Consider the following 17578-nt stretch of genomic DNA (forward strand, 5'->3'; position numbering starts at 1 on the left):
CCGCCGTCGGCGCCGCCCGCCGCCGCGGCGCCCGCCGCGCCGCCGGCCCCGATCCCGGCCGCGGCCAGCGGGAACAGCGACGCGAGCGCGACCGCCGCACCGGCCAGGACGCGCACGCCCCGGTCCTCCCAGCCGTCCCCGTACGCCTCGCCCGCGACCCGCTCCAGCTCCTCGACGAACGCCGACGCGCTCACCGGCCGTCCCGCCGCGTCCTTCGCGAGGCCCGCCGCCACCAGCGGGCGCAGCGGCTCGGCGACGTCCTCGACCGGCGGCTCCTCCGACAGGTGCCCGCCCGCCCCCGCGAACGGACGCCGCCCCGTCACGCACTCGAAGAACACGCACGTCGCCGCGTACACGTCGGTCGCGGGCGTCACCGCCTCGCCGCGCCACTGCTCGGGCGCCATGTACGCGGGAGTGCCCGACGCCGACGCCGCCCCGGCCGCCACCGCGACCCCGAAGTCGATCAGCTTGCTGCGTCCGTCCGCCGGGACCATCACGTTCGACGGCTTGTAGTCGCGGTGCACCACGCCGACCGCGTGCGCCGCCGCGAGGCCCAGCAGCGACCCCTTCAGCACGACGAGCGCCGCCTCCGGCGCCAGCTCCCCGTGCCGGGCCAGCACCTCCCTCAGCGTGACGCCCTCGACCGCCTCCATGATCAGCGCGACGCCCTCGTCGCTCTCCACCAGCCGGTACAGCCGCGCCACGTGCGGGCTGTCGACCGTCCCCAGCATCCGCGCCTCGTGCCGCAGCGGCTCCCGGTCCGCCGCCGTGACGTACTTGATCGCGACCGGGGTGCCCGCGGTCTCGTGCCTGGCCAGCACCACGCGCCCCTGCCCGCCGCGGCCGAGCTCCACCACCTCGGTGAACCCGGAGACCCGCCAGTCGCCCACACATACCTCCCGAACAGCGCCCAAGGCCGCACCATGGCACAGCCGCCCACCTTCCTCCCACCAACGGCCCGACCGAAAGCCTCGATACGGACGGGCGGCACATCGGAGTGCGCGACGATCGGGGGGAGGCCCATGCCCGGCGGGCGGGTAGGGTCGCGGCCATGCCGTCGCGCACCACCGTGCTCAAGGAACCGAAGGCGCCCCGGATCCCGGCCTCCCTCACCCCCGCCGATCCCCTGAACGACGAACTGCGGGACGACGGCACCTACATCGCGCTCGAGTGGGGGCCGTTCGACCTCGTCGGGCACGACGTCGAGAACATCGACGTCGAGCGGTGCAGGTTCACCGACACGCGGCTGTCCGCCGGGACGCTGCGGCGCGCGGGATTCGCGGACGTCGCGTTCACCGGCTGCGACCTCGCGAACCTGCGGCTGTTCGACTCCCGGGCGTTCAACGCGCGGGTCTTCCGCTCGCGGCTGACCGGCATGTCGTGGACGGACTGCGGCTTGCGCGACGTGCTGTTCGACGACTGCCGGGCCGACCTCAGCGACTACCGGTTCAGCAGGTTCAAGGACGTCGTGTTCCGGGACTGCAACCTGCGGGAGGCGAACTTCCAGGGCGCCGACCTGGCGGGCGTCCGGTTCGAGAACTGCCGGCTGGCGGGTGCGCAGTTCAGCGGCGCCACGCTGACCGGCGCCCGGTTCACCGGGTGCGACCTGTGGGACGTCGCGGGCGTCGAGAGCCTCGACGGCGCGGTCCTGGCGCCGTCCGACGCCCGCAGCGCCCTGCCGTCCCTCGCCGCCGCCCTCGGCATCACGATCGCGGACTGACCGGACCCGGCCGCCGTGACGGCGCCCCTCCACGGCCTCCATGGACGGGCGCCCGTGCTCGGCCGCCCGGCCCGCAACCCGGACGGACGGGCGCCGCTCAGCCCGCCGTCATCGCCCGTTCCCCTCCCGCACACCGCGGCGTGGTGCCATCCGCTCGACCCACCGGGCGGAGGAACACGATGGAGAGACCGGGCTCGCGCCCCACGCGTCTCGCCTCCGTTCCCGCAGGCATGGTGTTCGATCCGCGGCTGCCGGCGGAGACGCTCGCGCGGCTGCGGGCGGGCGAGGGGGCGCTGCTCCTCGACCGTCCGGGAACGCGGCCCGGCTCGTACCGGTTCGCCCGGCAGCGCCTGGTCGCCGGCGCGGTCGTGTTCGGCGCGGCGGCGGCCGCCGTCGAGGGCCTGCAGCGGACCGGCGGGACGGGCTGGGCGGCGGCCGCCGGGATCGCCGCGGCGTTCGGGTACGTCCCGGTCAACGCGTCCGACCGGCGCGCGACGGGGCTACTGGGCGCGGGGCTGACCGGCTGCTTCCTCGGCCTCTGGGGGGTCTGGGCGATCGTGCTGGCCGAGGCGTTCGGGACGGTGACCGCGCCGTTCGGCATCCTGCACGGCTTCGCGTTCGCGATCTTCATCGCGGGCGGGGCGCGCGGCGTCACGCACGTCCTCGGACGGGACCGCGCGATCGACCCCGCGGGGCTCGGGCCGGCGGAGCGCGCCCGGCTCGCGGACGTCCGGCGCGCGCGGGAACGTGTCGCGGAGGCCGGACGGCTGCTCGCGCCCGCCTTCGACGCCGCGCCCGTCCTGACCGTCCTGGACGAGGCCGAATGGGCGATGGCGTGCCGCATGCGGGAGCGCGCGTCCCGCGCCGGAGCCGGCGCCCCCGTGACGGCCGCACCCGGCCGGGCGCCCGCCGCGCGGTGCGCGCGGGCCGCCGGCCGGGACGCCGACGCGCGGCTCATCGCGCGGATCCCGACGCTGCTGGAGGCGGTCGACGCCGCCGTCCGCGCGCACCGCGCCTGGGAGCGGTGCACGCGGACGGCGGACGCCGGCCGTCCCGCCGGGCCGTCCCCGGGGTTCGCCCGGCACCCTGACCTCACCGGCGACCTCGGCCTGGAGGCCGTCCGGCGGGTCCGCGATGACCTGGCCGCCAGGGCCGTGCGCGCCGGCGCGGCGTTCGCGGACGCCCTCCGCGAGGACTGCGCGAACGGGCCGTCCGGCGGGTGACGGGGCGCAGGGGCCCGGAGACGCACGGGCCCCTGCGCGCGTGCGTCAGCCGGTGACGGGGAGGTCTCCGGTGACGGGGGTCGGGACGGGCGCGGGCGACGTCGGGACGGCCGGGGTCGAGGACGGCGGCGCCGACGGCTCGGCCGACGGCGCGCCCGGCCCGCCGGGCGTCTTCCCGGGACCGCCCGGGCCGCCCGGCGCGTCGGCGGCCTTGCCGCAGGTCGCGGAGGCGATGTCGATCGTCTGGGTCTTGCCGCCCGGCAGCGGCACGCGGACCTGGATCGCGGTGACGGTCAGCGAGCCGTCACGGTCGCGGACGTGCCGGTTGAGGACGACCGAGGCGTCCCCGAGCTTCGGCACGGCGATCTCGACGGTGCTGTTCGGCTTCGCGTTCGCCTGGAGCCTGCGCCCGTCCAGGGACGCCTTCGCCAGGTGCGACACCCCGTTGCCGTTCTCGCACTTGGCGGTGACGGCCGCGGCCTTCAGGCCGAGCCGCGGCAGGACCAGGTCGGCGACGGACGCGCGCGCGTGCCCGGACCACGCGGCGGCGTTCAGGGCGCTCGCCCGCACGAGGGGGTTGTTCGGCAGTTCGGCGACGCTCTCGCGCTCCGGCCGCTGCGCGTCCGACGACACCGACGGCGTCGCCGGGATCGCGACCGGCCCGGCGGCGGCGATCGCGAACGCCGAACCGGTCCCGCCGGTGGTGGCGGAGGCGGGGGCGGCCGTGGCGAGCGGCAGGGTGAGCGGCAGGGCGAGGGCGCCGAGGGCGACCGCGCACTTGGTGATCGTTCGCATGGGGGGTTTCTCCTTCGTCGTTCGTGTCAGGTCTGGATCTGGACGATGCTGCCGAGCGGCACCTTGGCCAGGCGTTTCAGTGCGTCCGCCGGGACGCGCACGCACCCGTGCGTGACGGGCCGCCCGAAGACTGACGTGTCGCGCCAGCCGTGGAACGCGACCGTCCCGGGGCCGCCGCCGAAGGTGTCGAGCGTCGCCGAGTGCGCGCCGACCGGCAGGATCAGCGGGCTGTACGTCGGCTTCTCGGGGGCGAGGGACGCGAGCAGGAACGTGCGTCCGGTGGGGGTGGGCGTCTTGGGGGCGCCGACCGCGACCGTCCAGGTGCCCTCGACCCGGCCCGACTCGGCCAGCGTCATCTCGCGGTCGCTGATGTCGACCTTGATGACGTGCGTGCTGCGCGCGGCGCGCAGTCCCTTGTCGGGGATCCAGCCGGTCACCCTGTTGGGGCGGCTCGGCAGCAGGACGCGCCGCCAGCCGGGACGGTCCTCCACCACGGGCACCCAGGTGGGGCCCTTCAGCTGGGTGGCGGGCAGTTCCGCGATGGCGGGCCCGCCGGGTTCCGCGGACACCGGGACGGCCTTCTCCGGATGCACGACGGTGGTGGGGCCGCCGGTGGGCGCCGAGGAGTCCTGCGGCAGCCCGTCGAGGGTGGTGTAGGTGGTGGCCTGCGGCAGGTCGCCCGCCGGGGCCGCGCCGGCGGCGTCGGCGGCGGTCGCCTTCTCACCTCCTCCGCATCCGGTCAGCAGCAGGGCGGCGGCGGCCGCGCCCGCCGCCAGCCCGAGCGGGACGCGGGACGGTTCCTCGCTCACGGAGCCTCCAGGTGGTCGTAGGGCCGGATTTGCCTCTGCGACCGCTCACTACGCACGGGGGCGCCGGGGGGTTGCACGCGCACGGGAACATTCGCCGGTTTGACAGTGTTTGAACACTCAACTAACCTGCCGAACGCAGGTCGTTGAACTTTCAAGCACACCGGGAGACCCCATGAGCATCGCCGCCGTCGCACCCGAACTGACCGCCGGGACCTGGAACATCGACCCGACCCACTCCGAGGTCACCTTCTCGATCCGCCACCTGATGACGAAGGTGCGCGGCTCGTTCACCGAGTTCAGCGGCGCCGTTCAGGTGGCCGAGGAGCTGGCCGACACGACCGCGACCGCCGAGATCCGGATGGCGTCGATCGACACCCGCAACGCCGACCGGGACGGCCACGTCCGCTCGTCCGACGTGCTCGACGTCGAGAACCACCCCACGATGACGTTCGCCACCAAGGGCGTCCGCTCCGAGGGCGGCGACCACTACGTCGACGGCGATCTGACGATCCGCGGCGTCACCCGCCCGGTCACCCTCGAGGTCGAGTTCCACGGTGTCGCCGAGGACCCGTGGGGCGGCACCCGCGCCGGCTTCTCCGCCACCACGCAGATCAACCGCCGCGACTGGGGCATCGAGTTCAACGTCCCGCTGAGCGGCGACAAGGCCCTCCTGGGCGACAAGGTCGACATCCAGCTCGAGATCCAGGCCGTCAAGGCCTGACCCGCGCCTCCCGCGCGCCGAGGGGCCGTCCACCCGCCCGGGTGGGCGGCCCTTTCACGTGCGCCGCTCGGCCGCGAGCAGGGCGGGCAGCAGGCCGGGGAACGCCGCGTCGAACTCCTCGCGGCGCAGCGCGTTCATCCGGGACGTCCCGACGTAGTACTGCCGGATCAGCCCGGCCTCGCGCAGCACGTGGAAGTGATGGGTCGCCGTCGACCTGCTCACCGGCAGGTCGATCACCCCGCAGGCGAGGTCGCGCCCGGCCGCGTCGAGCTCGCCGACGATCCGGCGCCGCACCGGGTCGACGAGCGCCTCGAGGACCCGCTGGAGCGGCACCGTCCGGACGTCCGGATGGGGCGGGACCCGGTCCCCGTCGTTGCGTCGCGCGGCCATCGGCCCATCATACGAGAGCCATCAAAGTACGATGAGCATCGAAGTTTGACAGCCATCGAACTTTCGGGTTGGGTGGAGACCTCCCCAGCCGAACGGACGGTGCGCGATGGCCAGGACGGTGCGTTTCCACGAGTACGGCGGCCCGGACGTGCTCCGGCTGGAGGACGTGCCGGTCGGCGAGCCCGGCCCCGGCGAGGTGCTGATCCGGGTGGAGGCCATCGGGATCAACCGGGCCGAGGCCCTCTTCCGCGGCGGGACCTACATCGAGCCGGTGCGGGCGTTCCCCGCGCGCCTCGGCGCCGAGGCCGCCGGCGTGGTCGAGGCCGTCGGCCCGGACGTCGCCGGCGTGGAGCCCGGCCGGGCGATCAGCGTCGTCCCCGCGTTCTCGATGAACGACCACGCCGTCTACGCCGAGCGCGCGATCGTCCCGGCGGCCGCGGTGGTGCGCCGTCCGGACGGGCTGGACGCGGTGGGCGGCGCGGCGGTGTGGATGCCGTACCTGACCGCCTACGGAGCCCTCGCGGAGGTCGGCGGCACGCGGCCCGGCGACCCCGTCGTGATCACCGCGGCGTCGAGCGGCGTCGGCCTCGCCGCGATCCGGACCGCGAACCGGCTCGGCGCCGTCCCGATCGCGACGACCCGCACGGACGCCAAGCGGGGCGCGCTGCTGCGCGCCGGGGCCGCCGAAGTGATCGTCACCGGCCGGGAGGACGTCGCCGGCCGGGTCCTCGACCTGACGGCCGGCCGCGGCGCCGCGCTGGTGCTCGACGCCGTCGCGGGTCCGGGCGTCCTCGCCCTCGGCCGGGCCGTCGCGCCGGGCGGGACACTACTGCTGTACGGCGCGCTGAGCGGCGAGCCGACGCCGTACCCGGGCTTCGACCTCGGCATGCCCGCGCTGAACATGCGCACCTACACCCTGTTCGAGATCACGACCGACCCCGCACGGCTGCGGCGGGCCGAGGCGTTCGTCAGGTCCGGGCTGCGCGACGGCGCGTTCCGGCCGGACGTCGACCGCGTGTTCCCCCTCGACGACATCGCCGAAGCCCACCGGTACATGGAGGCGGGCGGGCAGGTGGGGAAGATCGTCGTCACGGTCTGACGGCGGTCACCGGCGGCGCATCCCGTGGCGCACGTCGACCTCGACGCCCGCCTCGGCGAACTCCCGCCGGACGCGCTCGGCCGTCTCGTCGGTCATGTAGTGGCGGCGCAGGTCCAGGCGGGTGAGGCCGCGGAAGGCGTCGTGGTCGAGGAGCATCTGCGCCCCCCCTGTCGGTGACGGCGCTGCGGGACAGGTCGAGGCTCGCCAGCCGAGGCAGTAGCGCGGAGGCGGCGAGCTGCCCGACCATGTCGTCGGCGAACGTGAACTCGCGCAGCCCGAGGTGCCGCAGGGCGGGCATCGTGTCGCCGCGGAACAGCGCGTCGAGGGCCGCGCGCTCGCCCGGGTCCTGGGCGTCGGAGAAGTCCTCGATCGACCACAGCTCCAGGTGCTCCAGCGCGGGCAGCCGGCACGCGGCGAGCCGCGCGGTGTCGTCGGGGGGCAGCACACCGTGCAAGGACAACCGGCGCAGGGCGGTGTGCTCCACCGCCCGGAACCGCAGCCCGATGTGGGCGCACATGGTCAGTTCCGCGAGGCCCGGCAGCGCGTCCAGCAGCAGGGCCGCGTCCACGTCGGAGCAGGCGCACTGCTGGTCGTCGTCGATCTCCCCGACGAACAGCGCCCGCAGGTTCGGGAAGTCCGCGGCCCGCCCCGCCATCGCCTCGACGGCCTTCGCCAGCACCTCGTCGTCGTCCTGCTCGTCGGCTTCCTCCGGCGGCGGGACGGTGAAGGCCGGCGGGCCCACCGCGTCGCCCGGGTCGTCCGCGTCGTCCTCGGGCCGGCCGGCGGCCAGCGTGCCGCCGAGGACGAGCGCGGCGACCTCCCCGCCGCTCACCCGCCGCGCCAGCGCCCGCAGGTGGTCGCCGGTGTAGGCGAACCGGTCGCCCGCCCACGAGATCAGCGGCAGCCACCAGGCCACCGAGCCCGGGTCGGCGAGCGCGGCGCGCAGCCGCGCCTCGTCCCGCCCGGCGTCGGGCGGCAGCGCGTCCGGGACCGGGGCGCCCTGCCGCTCCAGCACCTCCGCCGCGAACTCCCGCACGTCGCGGCTCTCCCGCGACGGCAGCGCGTCGACCACGGGGAGCCCGCCGAACTCGACGATCTGGTTCCGGGGGAAGCCGGTGTGGACGATTTCCTCGGTCATGCCGCGATCTCCTCGGGTGGGGAACGCCCCCTTAGGCGCCGTCCCGCGCGCACCGGTTCCCCGGACGCGGTGCCGGCCGCCCGAGATCCGCGTCGAGGCGGGCGGCCCGGCGACCTCCACCGGCTCCTCAGTCGCGGACGGCCTCGGTGCGGGAGACCACGTCGCCGGTCATCAGGAAGCGGATCTCGCGGTCGTCCGCGGTGAGCACCTCGGTGTACGGGCTGTGCACCTCCATCACGTAACCGGTGAGCGTCGAACCGTCCCGCAGCCGGAGGTGCTGCTCGGGAACCCACACCGTGTCGGTCAGCCCGCCGAGGGCGAGGAACGCCGCCCATCCCACGACGCCCAGATGGGCGAAGACCCCGTCCAGGTACGGCTTGAGCGGGCCGCGCCGCCACATCACCGCGAAGACGGCGGTGCCGACCGCGAGCACGATGAGCAGCGCGGGCCACGCCCGCAACGTCACGAGCGCCGCGGTGAACACCGCGATGAGGACGGCCAGGAGCACCGTCCGGTGCGGCCTCCAGTTCCCCTCCCGCACGTGGCGGACGTGCCTGGCGACCGCGAACGGGAGGACCAGCGCCAGCAGCACGCCGGTCCAGGTGCCCGCGCCCAGGAAGGTGCCCACCAGCACGCCGATCACGTCGCCGAAATCGACGGTCTCGGCGAGCGCGAACGCGACATGCCAGTCATAGTGGGCGACGGCCAGCAGGCGGAGCAGCAGGAAGAGCATCCCGCCCGCCGCGAGGGCGTTCGCCTCGGTCGTCTTGGACGCCACCCCGCCCGTCCTCCGTCCGCGTGTGCACCGGCGCTCCGATGATCCACGACGGCACGTCACCGTCTCCCAAAGCAGGCGTCCGCGCTTCACCAGGAAGCGCGCCGAAAACCGCGTGCGGGGACGCCGCGGCCGCGGCAGGATGGTGCCCATGAGCGTGCGCGTCGATCCCCCCGCCCGTCTCGGCACGGACCGCCTCCCCGACGGCCGGCTGCTGGGGTGGGCCGAGTGGGGACCGCCGGACGGCGTCCCGGTGCTGCTGTCCCCGGGAGCGGCCACGAGCCGCCGGCTGGGCTTCGGCGCGGACGCCGTGGACGAACTCGGGGTGCGGCTGATCTCCCTGGACCGTCCGGGACTCGGCGCCTCGACCCCCGCACCCGGCCGGACGTTCGCCGGCTTCGCCGACGACGTCCGCGACCTCGCGGGCCTGCGCGGGCTGGGCCGTCCGGCGATGGTCGGGAACTCGCAGGGCGGCCCGTTCGCGCTCGCGTGCGCGGCGGCCGGGGTCGTCTCCGGGCTCGCCGTCGTCTCCGGTTCGGACGAGGTGGCCGCGCCCGAGTTCGCCGCCGGCCTCCCCGACGGGCTGCGCCGGCTCGTCGAGACCGTCGCGTCCGATCCGGCCGCCGCCGAAGCCCGTTTCGCGGGCTTCGACGCGGACGCGATGTGGGACATGGTGATGGGCGGCAGCCCCGAATGCGACCTGGCCGTGTACACCGAGCCCGGCTTCGCGAGGGCCTACCGCCGGGCGCTGGAAGAGGGCTTCGCGCAGGGCGCGGCGGCCGGGTACGCGCGCGACACGGTCCTGGCCATGGGACGGTGGCCCTTCGCCCTCAAGGACATCGCCGTCCCGGTCGACCTTTGGTACGGCGAACGGGACACCTCCCACTCCCCCGACAACGGCGCGTTCCTCGCCGACCGGATCCCCGGCGCGCACCGCCATGTCGTCCCGGAAATCGGCGGCGCGCTCCTATGGACGCACGCCCGGGACGTCCTCACCCGACTCCTCGACCGGACGGCCGCCGCCCGGTAGGCGGCCGTCAGTCGAGGCAGGACTCGTTGCCTTCGGGGTCGGTCATCACGATGTGGCCGAAGCCCATCGGCGGGGCGGGCTCGTGTCGTTCCAGCCGGGTCGCGCCGCGGGCGACGAGGCGGGCGGCGGCGTCCTCGAGGGCCGCCATGCGCGCCTCGCCCTCGAGCCCCGGGGCGGCCCGGACGTCCAGGTGCACGCGGTTCTTCGCCCGCTTCGGCTCCGGGACCCGCTGGAAGAACAGCCGCGGCCCGGCGCCCTCGGGGTCGATCGCCGCCGAGGCGTCGTTGCGCCTCTCGGGCGGCACGCCCCACGCCTCCAGAGCCTGCTCCCACGACTCGAACCCGGGGGGCGGGCCCTGCACCCGGTAGCCGAGGGCCTCTGCCCAGAATTCGGCGAGCCCTGCCGGGTCCGCGCAATCGAAGGTGATTTGGACGTCCATGTCGGTTCGGCTCCCGGTGAGTGTGCTGATACAGGTCGCGCCCGGTGGTCCCCGTGGGAGGTGAACTGCTCCCCGCCCAGGGAACCCCGTCTCATGCACCCGAGTATTCCCCCGATAGCGGACAGGAACGTTCCGGGATGGAACGATGAATCCGTGACCGTGGAGGGGACGACCGAGCGGGTGCTGCGGCTGCTCGCGCTGCTGCAGCGCCGGCCGTCCTGGACCGCCGCCGAGCTCGCCGCCGAACTGGGGGTCACCGACCGCTCCGTGCGCCGGGACGTGGAGCGGCTGCGGGCGCTCGGCTACCCGGTGCGCGCCGCGCCGGGCGTCGGCGGCGGCTACCGGCTCGGCGCGGGCACCCGGCTGCCGCCGCTGCTGCTCGACGACGCGGAGGCGATCGCGACGGCGGTGTCGCTGCGGCTCGCGGCCGGCGGCACGGTCGCCGGGGCGGGCGACGCGGCGCTGCGTGCCCTCGCCAAGCTCGACCAGGTGATGCCGCCCCGGCTGCGCGCCGAGGTGCGGGCGCTGCGCGGCGCCACCGACATCCTCGTCGGCCCCGGCGTCGAGGTCGACCCTGAGCTGCTGGTCAAGCTCGCGCGGGCCTGCCGCGACGCCGTCCGGGTCCGGTTCCGGTACGCCGGGCGGGAGCGGACGGTCGAGCCGGTGCGGATGGTCGCCACCAGCCGGCGCTGGTACCTGATGGCGTGGGACGTCGACCGCGGCGACTGGCGCACCTTCCGCCTCGACCGGATGTCGGGGGTCGCGGCGACCACCTGGCGTTTCCGTCCGCGCGAGCATCCCGACCCGGTCGCCCACGTGCAGCGGTCGGTGACCGCGTCGCCGTACCGGTACCTCGCCCGGGTGCGGCTGCGCGCCGCGGCCGACCGGGTGCGGGAGCTGGTGCCGCCCCAGGTCGGACGGGTCGAGGACGGGGGCGACGGCCGGTGCGTCCTCGTCGTGGGCGGCGACGACCTCGACCGGCTCGCCGTCCACATCGTCCGGCTCGGCTTCGACGCCGAGGTGCTGGACCCCCCGGAGCTGCGCGAGGCCGCCGCCCGCCTCGCCCGCGGGCTGGCGACGATGGCGGACTCCCCGGCCCCGGACGGGACGCGCGCCGAACCGCTTCCGTGAGCGGGGCGGTCCCGGTGCCTTCCCGGACGCCCGTCCACAGGGTGTGGACGGGCGCGGGGGCGCCGGCTTCTCAGCGGACGGGCGTGTCGCCGCGGGCCTCCAGCAGTGCGGCCAGCGCGGCGGCGAGGCGGTCGCGTTCGCCGGGGCCGAGCCCGTCCAGGAGGCGGGCCTCGTTGGCCAGGTGGAGGGGCAGGACCCGGTCGATCACCTCCAGCCCGCGCGGGGTGAGGCGGATCTTGACGGAGCGGCGGTCCGCGGGGTCGGGCTCGCGGGTGACCAGGCCCTTGGCGGCCATGCGGTCGACCCGGAGCGTGATCGCCCCGGTGGTGACGAGGGACGCCTTGAGGAACGCCCCGGCGGTCAGTTCGTAGGGCTCCCCGGAGCGCCGCAGGGTGGACAGGACGTCGAACTCGCCGGGCTCGAGGCCGTGCTCGCCGAGGAAGTCCTTGATCGCCTTGTCCCAGAGCCGGGACAGCCGCATGATCCGCCCGACGACGCCGATCGGGGAGACGTCGAGGTCGGGGCATTCCCGGCGCCACTGGTCCAGCACCGCCTCCACCGCGTCCGCCATGGAACCTCCCGTTCCAAATAGATGAGCACTCATTTAATTGACACTCGCACGAGCACTGGTTATCTTAGCGATAGTTTAATCAGTCCTCACCTAGGGAGCGAGCGCCATGTCCTACCCGGACCCCCGGTACTTCGGCGAGCAAGGCGAGGTCAGCGCCACGTTCCGGCCCGCCGACACGGCGCCCGACTTCGTCTCCCGGGGCTCCTCCCGGGGCGCCACCACCGCCTACCACTACCTGTCCACCACCGCCTCCACCGGCGGCGAGTACGGCCTGTACCGGGTGGACATGGGGCCCGAATCCGGCGGACCCGCCACGCATTTCCACCGGGCGATGTCGGAGTCGTTCTTCATCCTGTCCGGCACCATGCGGCTGTTCGACGGGCGGCGCTGGGTCGACGCCACGTCCGGCGACTACCTGTACGTGCCCGTCGGCGGGCTGCACGCGTTCCGCAACGAGTCCGGCGAGCCCGCCTCGATGCTGATGCTGTTCGCCCCCGGCGCCCCCCGCGAGGAGTACTTCGAGGGCCTCACCGAACTGGCGGGCCTCACCGAGGAAGAGCGCGCGGAGTTCTTCATCCGGCACGACAGCTTCTTCATCTGACCCGGACGTCCGATCCGGACCCCGCCACCACGGCGGCGTCCACCGACACGAAAGGCATCACCATGACGGCAACGACGGAAGGCGCCGGGCGGGTCACCGTGCTCGGCCTGGGCGCCATGGGATCGGCGATCGCGCGGACGTTCCTCGACCGCGGGCACCCGACGACGGTGTGGAACCGGACGGCCGCCAAGGCCGCGCCGCTGGCCGAGGCCGGCGCCACGGCCGCCGCGACGGCGGCGGAGGCGGTGGCCGCCGCCCCGCTGGTGGTGGTCTGCCTCTTGGACGGCGCGGCGGTCGAGGAGGTGCTGGCCTCCGTCGGCACCGCCATCGAGGGCAAGGTGCTGGTGAACCTCACCAGCGGTTCCCCCGCGCAGGCCCGGGCGACCGAGCGCTGGGCGGCCGAACACGGCGCCGGCTACCTCGACGGCAAGCTCATGGGAGACCCGCCCTACATCGGCACCGACAACATCCTCATCCCCGTCAGCGGGTCCGGGGACGCGTGGGCCGCCCACGAGACGACGCTGAAGGAACTGGGCGGCGTCGCCTACCACGGCGCCGACGCCGGCGCGGCCGCCGTGGAGTTCAACGCCCAGGTCGCGATGGGCTACGAGATGCTCATCGGGTTCCTGCACGTCCTGAAGCTGGTGCGGGCCGAAGGCGGCGACGTCGCCGCGTTCGGCGAGCGCCTGGCCGGGTCGGTGGCCGCCTACCCGCCGCTGCTGACCGCGATGGCCAAGGCCGTCGCGAACGGCGACTACCCGCCCGACCTCGGCCCGCTGCGCGTCCAGGCCGCGCTGATGGACGACCTGATCGCCCACCGGGAGACCGCGGGCGTGGAGTCCGTGCGGATGCGCCAGGTCAAGGACCTGATGGACCGCCGCATCGCCGACGGACACGGCGAAGAGGGCTTCTCGGGCCTGTTCGAACTGCTGGGGAAGGACTGAACCCGGGCATGAGCGGCACAGACGAGACGGTCCTGCTGTTCCGCAACACCATGGCGATCACCGACGGGCACCTGGAGGCGTTCCGCGACGCCATCGCCCGCGCAGTGGAGTTCGCGGAACGGCACGGCCCCCAGCTGATGGTGCAGACCTTCATCGACGAGGAGCGGATGCTCGCGCACAGCTTCCAGCTCTACCGCGACTCCGACGCCGTCCGCCTGCACTGGAAACTCGCGGACCCCTACATCCAGGACGTCATGGAGCACTGCCGCGTCGAGCACTTCGAAGTGTTCGGCGAACCCGACGCCGACGTCGCCGCGGGCCTGCGCTCGTCCCTCGGCGAGCAGACGCCCCTCGCCTTCTCCCCCCGCGTCGCCGGCTTCCTCCGCTTCGGCTAGCCGGAGGGTACGGGGCCGCTCAACGCGGGGCGATGGGGCCGACCAGGAGCGGGGAGTCCAGGAGGTCACGGGTGAAGGGGACGCCCGTGACCTCGGCCGCGAGCGCGAACACGCGCGCGATCTTGTGCCCGTACAGCCGTTCCCACGAGGCCTCCCACTCGTCGTCGTCCATGGGTTCGGTGGGCATGCCGACCCGGTGCATGGCCGGGTTGAGCCGGTCCGGCTCGCCGCCTCCCCGCTCGGTGGGGCTGTGCGGGATGAAGCTGGTGAGGACCGCGCCGTCGACGGCGTAGACGAACCTGTCCTCGGCGTAGTCGTGCCGGGAGACGGCGACCATCTCGCATCCCCGCGAGAGCTCGGCGGCGCGGACGCGCCGGGTGGCGTGCCCGCCCCACAGTTCGACGGCCACGCTCCAGCCGTTCGCCCGGACGACGCCGACGTGCCCGCCGCCGGTGCCGCCACTGGTCGACGCGACGAACTCCGCGACCGTCTCCGAGAGGTCGGCGAACGACATCTCCCGGCCGGCCGTCCCGTCCGGGCCGAAGCGGCGCAGGACGTCCGCGGGGGCGAGGCCGCGGAAGAACGACACGCAGAAGATGTCGTCGAGGACGTCACCGTGTTCGTCGAGCCAGTGGAACGGGGCGAGCGGGTCGGCCATCTCGTCCTCCCTTCGGGAACGGACGGCAGCCTCTCACGAACGTGCGCCGCGCCGGGAGGTCAGGCGGTCGCGGGGAGGCGGAGGGTGAGGTGGGCGCCGGTGCCGGTCGCGGCGATGGTGAGGGTGCCGCCGTGGGCGTGGGCGATCTCGCGGGCGATGGCGAGGCCGAGGCCGGCGCCGCCGGCGCCGCGGCTGCGGGCGGTGTCGAGGCGGGTGAAGCGTTCGAAGACGCGCTCGCGGTCGGCCGGGGGGATGCCGGGGCCGTCGTCGGCGACGGTGAGCAGGGCCCACGGGCCGGCGCGGGCGACCTCGACGCGGACGGTCGAGTCGGCGTACCGCTCGGCGTTGTCGAGGAGGTTGCCGAGCAGGCGGACGAGCTGCATGCGGACGGCCGAGACGGTGACGCCGTCCGCGAACCCGGTGACGATCTCGTGCGCGGAGGTGCGGCGGCGGAGTTCGGCGGCGGCGAGGGCCCCGAGGTCGACGGTCTCGTGGGCGACGGTACCGCCGGTGCCGATGCGGGCGAGCAGCAGGAGGTCGGTGACGATCGACTCGAGGCGGTCGGTGTCGCGGAGGGCGGAGGCGACGACGGCCCGCAGGTCGTTGTCGTCCGGGTGCATGGCGGCGTCCTCGAGGTTGGCGCGGAGGCCCGCGATGGGGGTGCGCAGCTCGTGGGAGGCGTCGGACGCGAACTGGCGCTGGCGGGCGACCGCCTTCTCGAGGCGGTCGAGGGTGGCGTTGGCGGTGCGGGCGAGCTGGGAGATCTCGTCCTCGCCGGGCGGCTGGGGGACGCGGCGGGACAGGTCGGTGGCGCTGATCTCGGCGAGCTGGGCGCGGATGGCCTCGACGGGGCCGAGGGTGCGGCCGACGACGCACCAGGTGATCCGGGCGGCGAGGGCGGCGAGGGCGAGGACGCCGAGGACCAGGACGGCTTCGAGGAGCCCGTTGTGCAGGTGGGCGGGGAGGGGTTTGGCGGCGTAGACGACCGGGGAGTCGGGGGCGGTGCTGACGCGGATGGCCTCGACGACGGAGCAGTCGCGGTCCGGCCAGGAGCCGCGGCATTCGGTGTAGTCGCGGACCCGCATGTGACTGGACGGCCAGAGTGTGCTCACCGGGGGACGGTCCGTAGCGGAGGTGTTGGCGTTCCGGACGCGCCCGCCCGGCTCGACCACTTGGAGGACGATGTCGCCGCGGGTGTCCGGGATGGGGGTGGGGAGGGTGCCGTCGCGGAGGCCGCCGCTGATGCGGCGGGCGTCCGCCTGGGTCTGCCGGAGGAGTTCGGCGCGGACGGTGGTGCGCACGGCGACGTCGGCACCGGCGGCGGTCGCGCCGAAGACGAGGGCGGCGATCACGGCGGCGATGACGGTGTCCCGGCTTCTGATCGAGCGGGGACGCACCCGCATGAGCCCTCCCATCATCACAGAGTGTCACGTGACCGGGCCTTGACCGGCATGCTACCGAGCGGTCACAAATCGGCGGCCCGAAAATCCGCGATGGGTTTTCAGCCCTGCTCAGCGGGACATCCCGTTTTATGACGGTTCCCCCCAGAGCACCAGGGACGGACACATGGGCAGGGACGTGGCCTCGGCCAACATCAGCGGCGAGGATCGGCGGCGGTACAGGGAGAAGGTGCGCAGGTGCCTGGACGTCCTGGCGCGCATGCTCGGCGAGTCCCAGTTCGACTTCCGGCGCCCGCACATCGGCCTGGAGATCGAGCTGAACCTGATCGACGCGGTCGGCGACCCGCTGATGCGCAACGCGGACGTGCTGAAGGCGATCGCCGATCCGGCGTGGGCGACGGAGCTGGGGCAGTTCAACCTGGAGATCAACATCCCGCCGCGGGAGCTGGGCGGGGAGGGCGCCGGGGAGCTGGAGTCGGAGGTCCGCGACCATCTGCTGCACGCCGACGAGCGGGCGCAGGAGGTCGGCGGCCGGCTCGTGATGATCGGGATCCTGCCGACGCTGCGCCGCAGCGACATCGGTGAGGAGACGCTGTCGGCGAACGCGCGGTACAAGATGCTGAACGACCAGATCTTCGCGGCGCGGGGCGAGGAGTTCGACATCGCGATCGACGGGGCGGAGCCGCTGCGGATGCACGCGGACAACATCACCCCGGAGGCCGCGTGCACGAGCGTCCAGTTCCATCTGCAGGTGAGCCCGGACCAGTTCGGCGCCTACTGGAACGCGGCGCAGGCGGTGGCGGGCCCGCAGGTGGCGACGGCGGCGAACTCGCCGTTCCTGTTCGGGCACCGGCTGTGGCACGAGTCCCGGATCCGGTTGTTCGAGCAGTCGACGGACACCCGTCCGGACGAGCTGAAGGCGCAGGGGGTCCGGCCGCGGGTGTGGTTCGGGGAACGCTGGATCACGTCGGTGTTCGACCTGTTCGAGGAGAACACCCGGTATTTCCCCGCGCTGCTGCCGCTGTGCGACGAGGAGGACCCGCTGGCGGTGCTGGACGAGGGCGGCATCCCCCAGCTCGGGGAGCTGACCCTGCACAACGGGACGATCTACCGCTGGAACCGCCCGATCTACGCGGTGTTCAAGGGCCGCCCGCATCTGCGGGTGGAGAACCGGGTGCTGCCGGCGGGGCCGTCGGCGGCGGACGTGGTGGCGAACGGCGCGTTCTACTACGGCGTGGTCCGGGCGCTGGCGGAGGAGGACCGGCCGGTGTGGACGCGGATGTCGTTCACCACCGCGGAGGAGAACCTGCACCGCGCGGCCCGGGACGGGATGGACGCGACGATGTACTGGCCCGGCATGGGGAACGTGCCGGCGGCCGAGCTGGTGCTGCGCAAGCTGCTGCCGCTCGCGCACGAGGGCCTCGACCGGTGGGGCGTCGACCCGGCGCGGCGGGACCGGCTGCTCGGCATCATCGAGCGCCGGTGCGTGACCGGGCGGACGGGCGCCGCGTGGCAGATCGAGACGGTGGAGGACCTCGAGCGGTCCGGGGCCTCCAGGCACGACGCGCTGCGGATGATGACGCGCGCGTACGCGGCGCACATGCGCGGGAACGAGCCCGTCCACACCTGGCCGATCGGCGCGTGACGCGGGCGTCTCCACCGGCGCCTTCACCGGCATCTTCACAAGATCCCCACATTTCACCCCCAGAGCCTCCATAGCGGGCTTCTAGAGTCGGGTG

20 protein-coding genes are annotated in these 17578 nt (G+C 74.4%); 10 read left to right on the forward strand and 10 right to left on the reverse strand.

Annotated elements, in window-relative coordinates:
- A partial coding sequence (locus ACFQ11_RS27135) for a serine/threonine-protein kinase (protein ID WP_378303581.1) occupies window positions 1-890 on the reverse strand: 890 nt, incomplete at its 3' end.
- Between the two features lie 161 nt (window positions 891-1051).
- On the opposite strand from ACFQ11_RS27135, the gene ACFQ11_RS27140 reads away from it, so the two are divergent.
- Together ACFQ11_RS27140 and ACFQ11_RS27145 are read left to right on the forward strand one after the other, a co-directional pair.
- Window positions 1052-1720 (forward strand): pentapeptide repeat-containing protein, encoded by a 669-nt coding sequence (locus tag ACFQ11_RS27140; protein WP_378303583.1) that lies wholly within the window; start codon window positions 1052-1054, stop codon window positions 1718-1720.
- A gap of 230 nt (window positions 1721-1950) precedes the next feature.
- The gene (locus tag ACFQ11_RS27145; protein WP_378303585.1) at window positions 1951-2943 is read left to right on the forward strand and encodes a hypothetical protein; all 993 of its coding nucleotides are present in this window, start codon (window positions 1951-1953) and stop codon (window positions 2941-2943) included.
- A 45-nt stretch (window positions 2944-2988) separates the two neighbouring features.
- Here the strand turns inward: ACFQ11_RS27145 and ACFQ11_RS27150 are convergent, their stop codons facing one another.
- Together ACFQ11_RS27150 and ACFQ11_RS27155 are read right to left on the reverse strand one after the other, a co-directional pair.
- The gene (locus ACFQ11_RS27150) at window positions 2989-3738 is read right to left on the reverse strand and encodes a choice-of-anchor P family protein (RefSeq protein ID WP_378303588.1); all 750 of its coding nucleotides are present in this window, start codon (window positions 3736-3738) and stop codon (window positions 2989-2991) included.
- Window positions 3739-3764: 26 nt separating this feature from the next.
- On the reverse strand, window positions 3765-4547 hold the full coding sequence (locus tag ACFQ11_RS27155) for a L,D-transpeptidase (protein ID WP_378303590.1): 783 nt from the start codon (window positions 4545-4547) through the stop codon (window positions 3765-3767).
- A gap of 172 nt (window positions 4548-4719) precedes the next feature.
- On the opposite strand from ACFQ11_RS27155, the gene ACFQ11_RS27160 reads away from it, so the two are divergent.
- Entirely contained in the window at window positions 4720-5268 is a 549-nt protein-coding gene (locus tag ACFQ11_RS27160) for a YceI family protein (protein ID WP_378303593.1), read from the forward strand.
- Window positions 5269-5322: 54 nt separating this feature from the next.
- Here the strand turns inward: ACFQ11_RS27160 and ACFQ11_RS27165 are convergent, their stop codons facing one another.
- Window positions 5323-5658, reverse strand: coding sequence for an ArsR/SmtB family transcription factor (locus tag ACFQ11_RS27165; RefSeq protein ID WP_378303595.1), 336 nt, complete (start codon window positions 5656-5658; stop codon window positions 5323-5325).
- A gap of 106 nt (window positions 5659-5764) precedes the next feature.
- On the opposite strand from ACFQ11_RS27165, the gene ACFQ11_RS27170 reads away from it, so the two are divergent.
- Entirely contained in the window at window positions 5765-6757 is a 993-nt protein-coding gene (locus ACFQ11_RS27170; protein WP_378303597.1) for a zinc-dependent alcohol dehydrogenase family protein, read from the forward strand.
- Here the strand turns inward: ACFQ11_RS27170 and ACFQ11_RS27175 are convergent.
- Window positions 6747-7895: a hypothetical protein gene (locus tag ACFQ11_RS27175; RefSeq protein WP_378303599.1), complete on the reverse strand. Its 1149-nt coding sequence runs from the start codon at window positions 7893-7895 to the stop codon at window positions 6747-6749. The genes ACFQ11_RS27170 and ACFQ11_RS27175 overlap by 11 nt on opposite strands.
- A 127-nt stretch (window positions 7896-8022) precedes the next feature.
- Window positions 8023-8673: a hypothetical protein gene (locus tag ACFQ11_RS27180; protein ID WP_378303602.1), complete on the reverse strand. Its 651-nt coding sequence runs from the start codon at window positions 8671-8673 to the stop codon at window positions 8023-8025.
- A 148-nt stretch (window positions 8674-8821) separates the two neighbouring features.
- On the opposite strand from ACFQ11_RS27180, the gene ACFQ11_RS27185 reads away from it, so the two are divergent.
- A complete protein-coding gene (locus tag ACFQ11_RS27185) occupies window positions 8822-9700 on the forward strand; it encodes an alpha/beta fold hydrolase (protein ID WP_378303604.1) in 879 nt (292 codons plus the stop codon).
- 7 nt (window positions 9701-9707) lie between these two features.
- Here the strand turns inward: ACFQ11_RS27185 and ACFQ11_RS27190 are convergent, their stop codons facing one another.
- Window positions 9708-10139, reverse strand: coding sequence for a VOC family protein (locus tag ACFQ11_RS27190; protein WP_378303606.1), 432 nt, complete (start codon window positions 10137-10139; stop codon window positions 9708-9710).
- Window positions 10140-10298: 159 nt separating this feature from the next.
- Here ACFQ11_RS27190 and ACFQ11_RS27195 point away from each other — a divergent pair, with 159 nt between their 5' ends.
- The gene (locus ACFQ11_RS27195; RefSeq protein ID WP_449193611.1) at window positions 10299-11270 is read left to right on the forward strand and encodes a helix-turn-helix transcriptional regulator; all 972 of its coding nucleotides are present in this window, start codon (window positions 10299-10301) and stop codon (window positions 11268-11270) included.
- Between the two features lie 70 nt (window positions 11271-11340).
- Here ACFQ11_RS27195 and ACFQ11_RS27200 read toward each other — a convergent pair whose 3' ends face one another.
- A complete protein-coding gene (locus ACFQ11_RS27200) occupies window positions 11341-11841 on the reverse strand; it encodes a MarR family winged helix-turn-helix transcriptional regulator (protein ID WP_378303610.1) in 501 nt (166 codons plus the stop codon).
- Window positions 11842-11947: 106 nt separating this feature from the next.
- Here ACFQ11_RS27200 and ACFQ11_RS27205 point away from each other — a divergent pair, with 106 nt between their 5' ends.
- The 3 genes from ACFQ11_RS27205 to ACFQ11_RS27215 all read left to right on the forward strand — a co-directional run bounded on the left by ACFQ11_RS27205 (window position 11948) and on the right by ACFQ11_RS27215 (window position 13781).
- On the forward strand, window positions 11948-12442 hold the full coding sequence (locus ACFQ11_RS27205; protein ID WP_378303612.1) for a cupin domain-containing protein: 495 nt from the start codon (window positions 11948-11950) through the stop codon (window positions 12440-12442).
- Between the two features lie 62 nt (window positions 12443-12504).
- Window positions 12505-13386: an NAD(P)-dependent oxidoreductase gene (locus ACFQ11_RS27210; protein WP_378303614.1), complete on the forward strand. Its 882-nt coding sequence runs from the start codon at window positions 12505-12507 to the stop codon at window positions 13384-13386.
- A gap of 8 nt (window positions 13387-13394) precedes the next feature.
- On the forward strand, window positions 13395-13781 hold the full coding sequence (locus tag ACFQ11_RS27215; protein WP_378303616.1) for a hypothetical protein: 387 nt from the start codon (window positions 13395-13397) through the stop codon (window positions 13779-13781).
- A gap of 19 nt (window positions 13782-13800) precedes the next feature.
- On the opposite strand, the gene ACFQ11_RS27220 is transcribed toward ACFQ11_RS27215, so the two are convergent.
- Both ACFQ11_RS27220 and ACFQ11_RS27225 read right to left on the reverse strand, forming a co-directional pair.
- Complete coding sequence (locus ACFQ11_RS27220; protein WP_378303618.1) at window positions 13801-14439, reverse strand: DUF6461 domain-containing protein; 639 nt, start codon at window positions 14437-14439, stop codon at window positions 13801-13803.
- 59 nt (window positions 14440-14498) lie between these two features.
- Window positions 14499-15842 carry a sensor histidine kinase gene (locus ACFQ11_RS27225; RefSeq protein WP_378303620.1) on the reverse strand — a complete coding sequence of 448 codons (1344 nt, stop codon included), beginning with the start codon at window positions 15840-15842 and terminating at the stop codon, window positions 14499-14501.
- Window positions 15843-16005: 163 nt separating this feature from the next.
- Between ACFQ11_RS27225 and ACFQ11_RS27230 the strand changes: the two genes are divergently transcribed.
- Complete coding sequence (locus ACFQ11_RS27230) at window positions 16006-17484, forward strand: glutamate--cysteine ligase (RefSeq protein ID WP_378303622.1); 1479 nt, start codon at window positions 16006-16008, stop codon at window positions 17482-17484.
- The last annotated feature ends 94 nt before the right edge of the window (window positions 17485-17578 follow it).

The sequence above is a fragment of the Actinomadura sediminis genome, assembly GCF_042675525.1.
GTDB lineage: Bacteria > Actinomycetota > Actinomycetes > Streptosporangiales > Streptosporangiaceae > Spirillospora > Spirillospora sediminis.

Coding starts and splice junctions, on each gene's coding strand:
- ACFQ11_RS27170 (WP_378303597.1), top strand. CDS start 5,765: ATGGCCAGGACGGTGCGTTTCCACGAGTACGGCGGCCCGGACGTGCTC.
- ACFQ11_RS27220 (WP_378303618.1), bottom strand. CDS start 14,439: ATGGCCGACCCGCTCGCCCCGTTCCACTGGCTCGACGAACACGGTGAC.
- ACFQ11_RS27210 (WP_378303614.1), top strand. CDS start 12,505: ATGACGGCAACGACGGAAGGCGCCGGGCGGGTCACCGTGCTCGGCCTG.
- ACFQ11_RS27230 (WP_378303622.1), top strand. CDS start 16,006: ATGGGCAGGGACGTGGCCTCGGCCAACATCAGCGGCGAGGATCGGCGG.
- ACFQ11_RS27225 (WP_378303620.1), bottom strand. CDS start 15,842: ATGCGGGTGCGTCCCCGCTCGATCAGAAGCCGGGACACCGTCATCGCC.
- ACFQ11_RS27190 (WP_378303606.1), bottom strand. CDS start 10,139: ATGGACGTCCAAATCACCTTCGATTGCGCGGACCCGGCAGGGCTCGCC.
- ACFQ11_RS27205 (WP_378303612.1), top strand. CDS start 11,948: ATGTCCTACCCGGACCCCCGGTACTTCGGCGAGCAAGGCGAGGTCAGC.
- ACFQ11_RS27140 (WP_378303583.1), top strand. CDS start 1,052: ATGCCGTCGCGCACCACCGTGCTCAAGGAACCGAAGGCGCCCCGGATC.
- ACFQ11_RS27150 (WP_378303588.1), bottom strand. CDS start 3,738: ATGCGAACGATCACCAAGTGCGCGGTCGCCCTCGGCGCCCTCGCCCTG.
- ACFQ11_RS27160 (WP_378303593.1), top strand. CDS start 4,720: ATGAGCATCGCCGCCGTCGCACCCGAACTGACCGCCGGGACCTGGAAC.
- ACFQ11_RS27215 (WP_378303616.1), top strand. CDS start 13,395: ATGAGCGGCACAGACGAGACGGTCCTGCTGTTCCGCAACACCATGGCG.
- ACFQ11_RS27185 (WP_378303604.1), top strand. CDS start 8,822: ATGAGCGTGCGCGTCGATCCCCCCGCCCGTCTCGGCACGGACCGCCTC.
- ACFQ11_RS27145 (WP_378303585.1), top strand. CDS start 1,951: ATGGTGTTCGATCCGCGGCTGCCGGCGGAGACGCTCGCGCGGCTGCGG.
- ACFQ11_RS27165 (WP_378303595.1), bottom strand. CDS start 5,658: ATGGCCGCGCGACGCAACGACGGGGACCGGGTCCCGCCCCATCCGGAC.
- ACFQ11_RS27175 (WP_378303599.1), bottom strand. CDS start 7,895: ATGACCGAGGAAATCGTCCACACCGGCTTCCCCCGGAACCAGATCGTC.
- ACFQ11_RS27200 (WP_378303610.1), bottom strand. CDS start 11,841: ATGGCGGACGCGGTGGAGGCGGTGCTGGACCAGTGGCGCCGGGAATGC.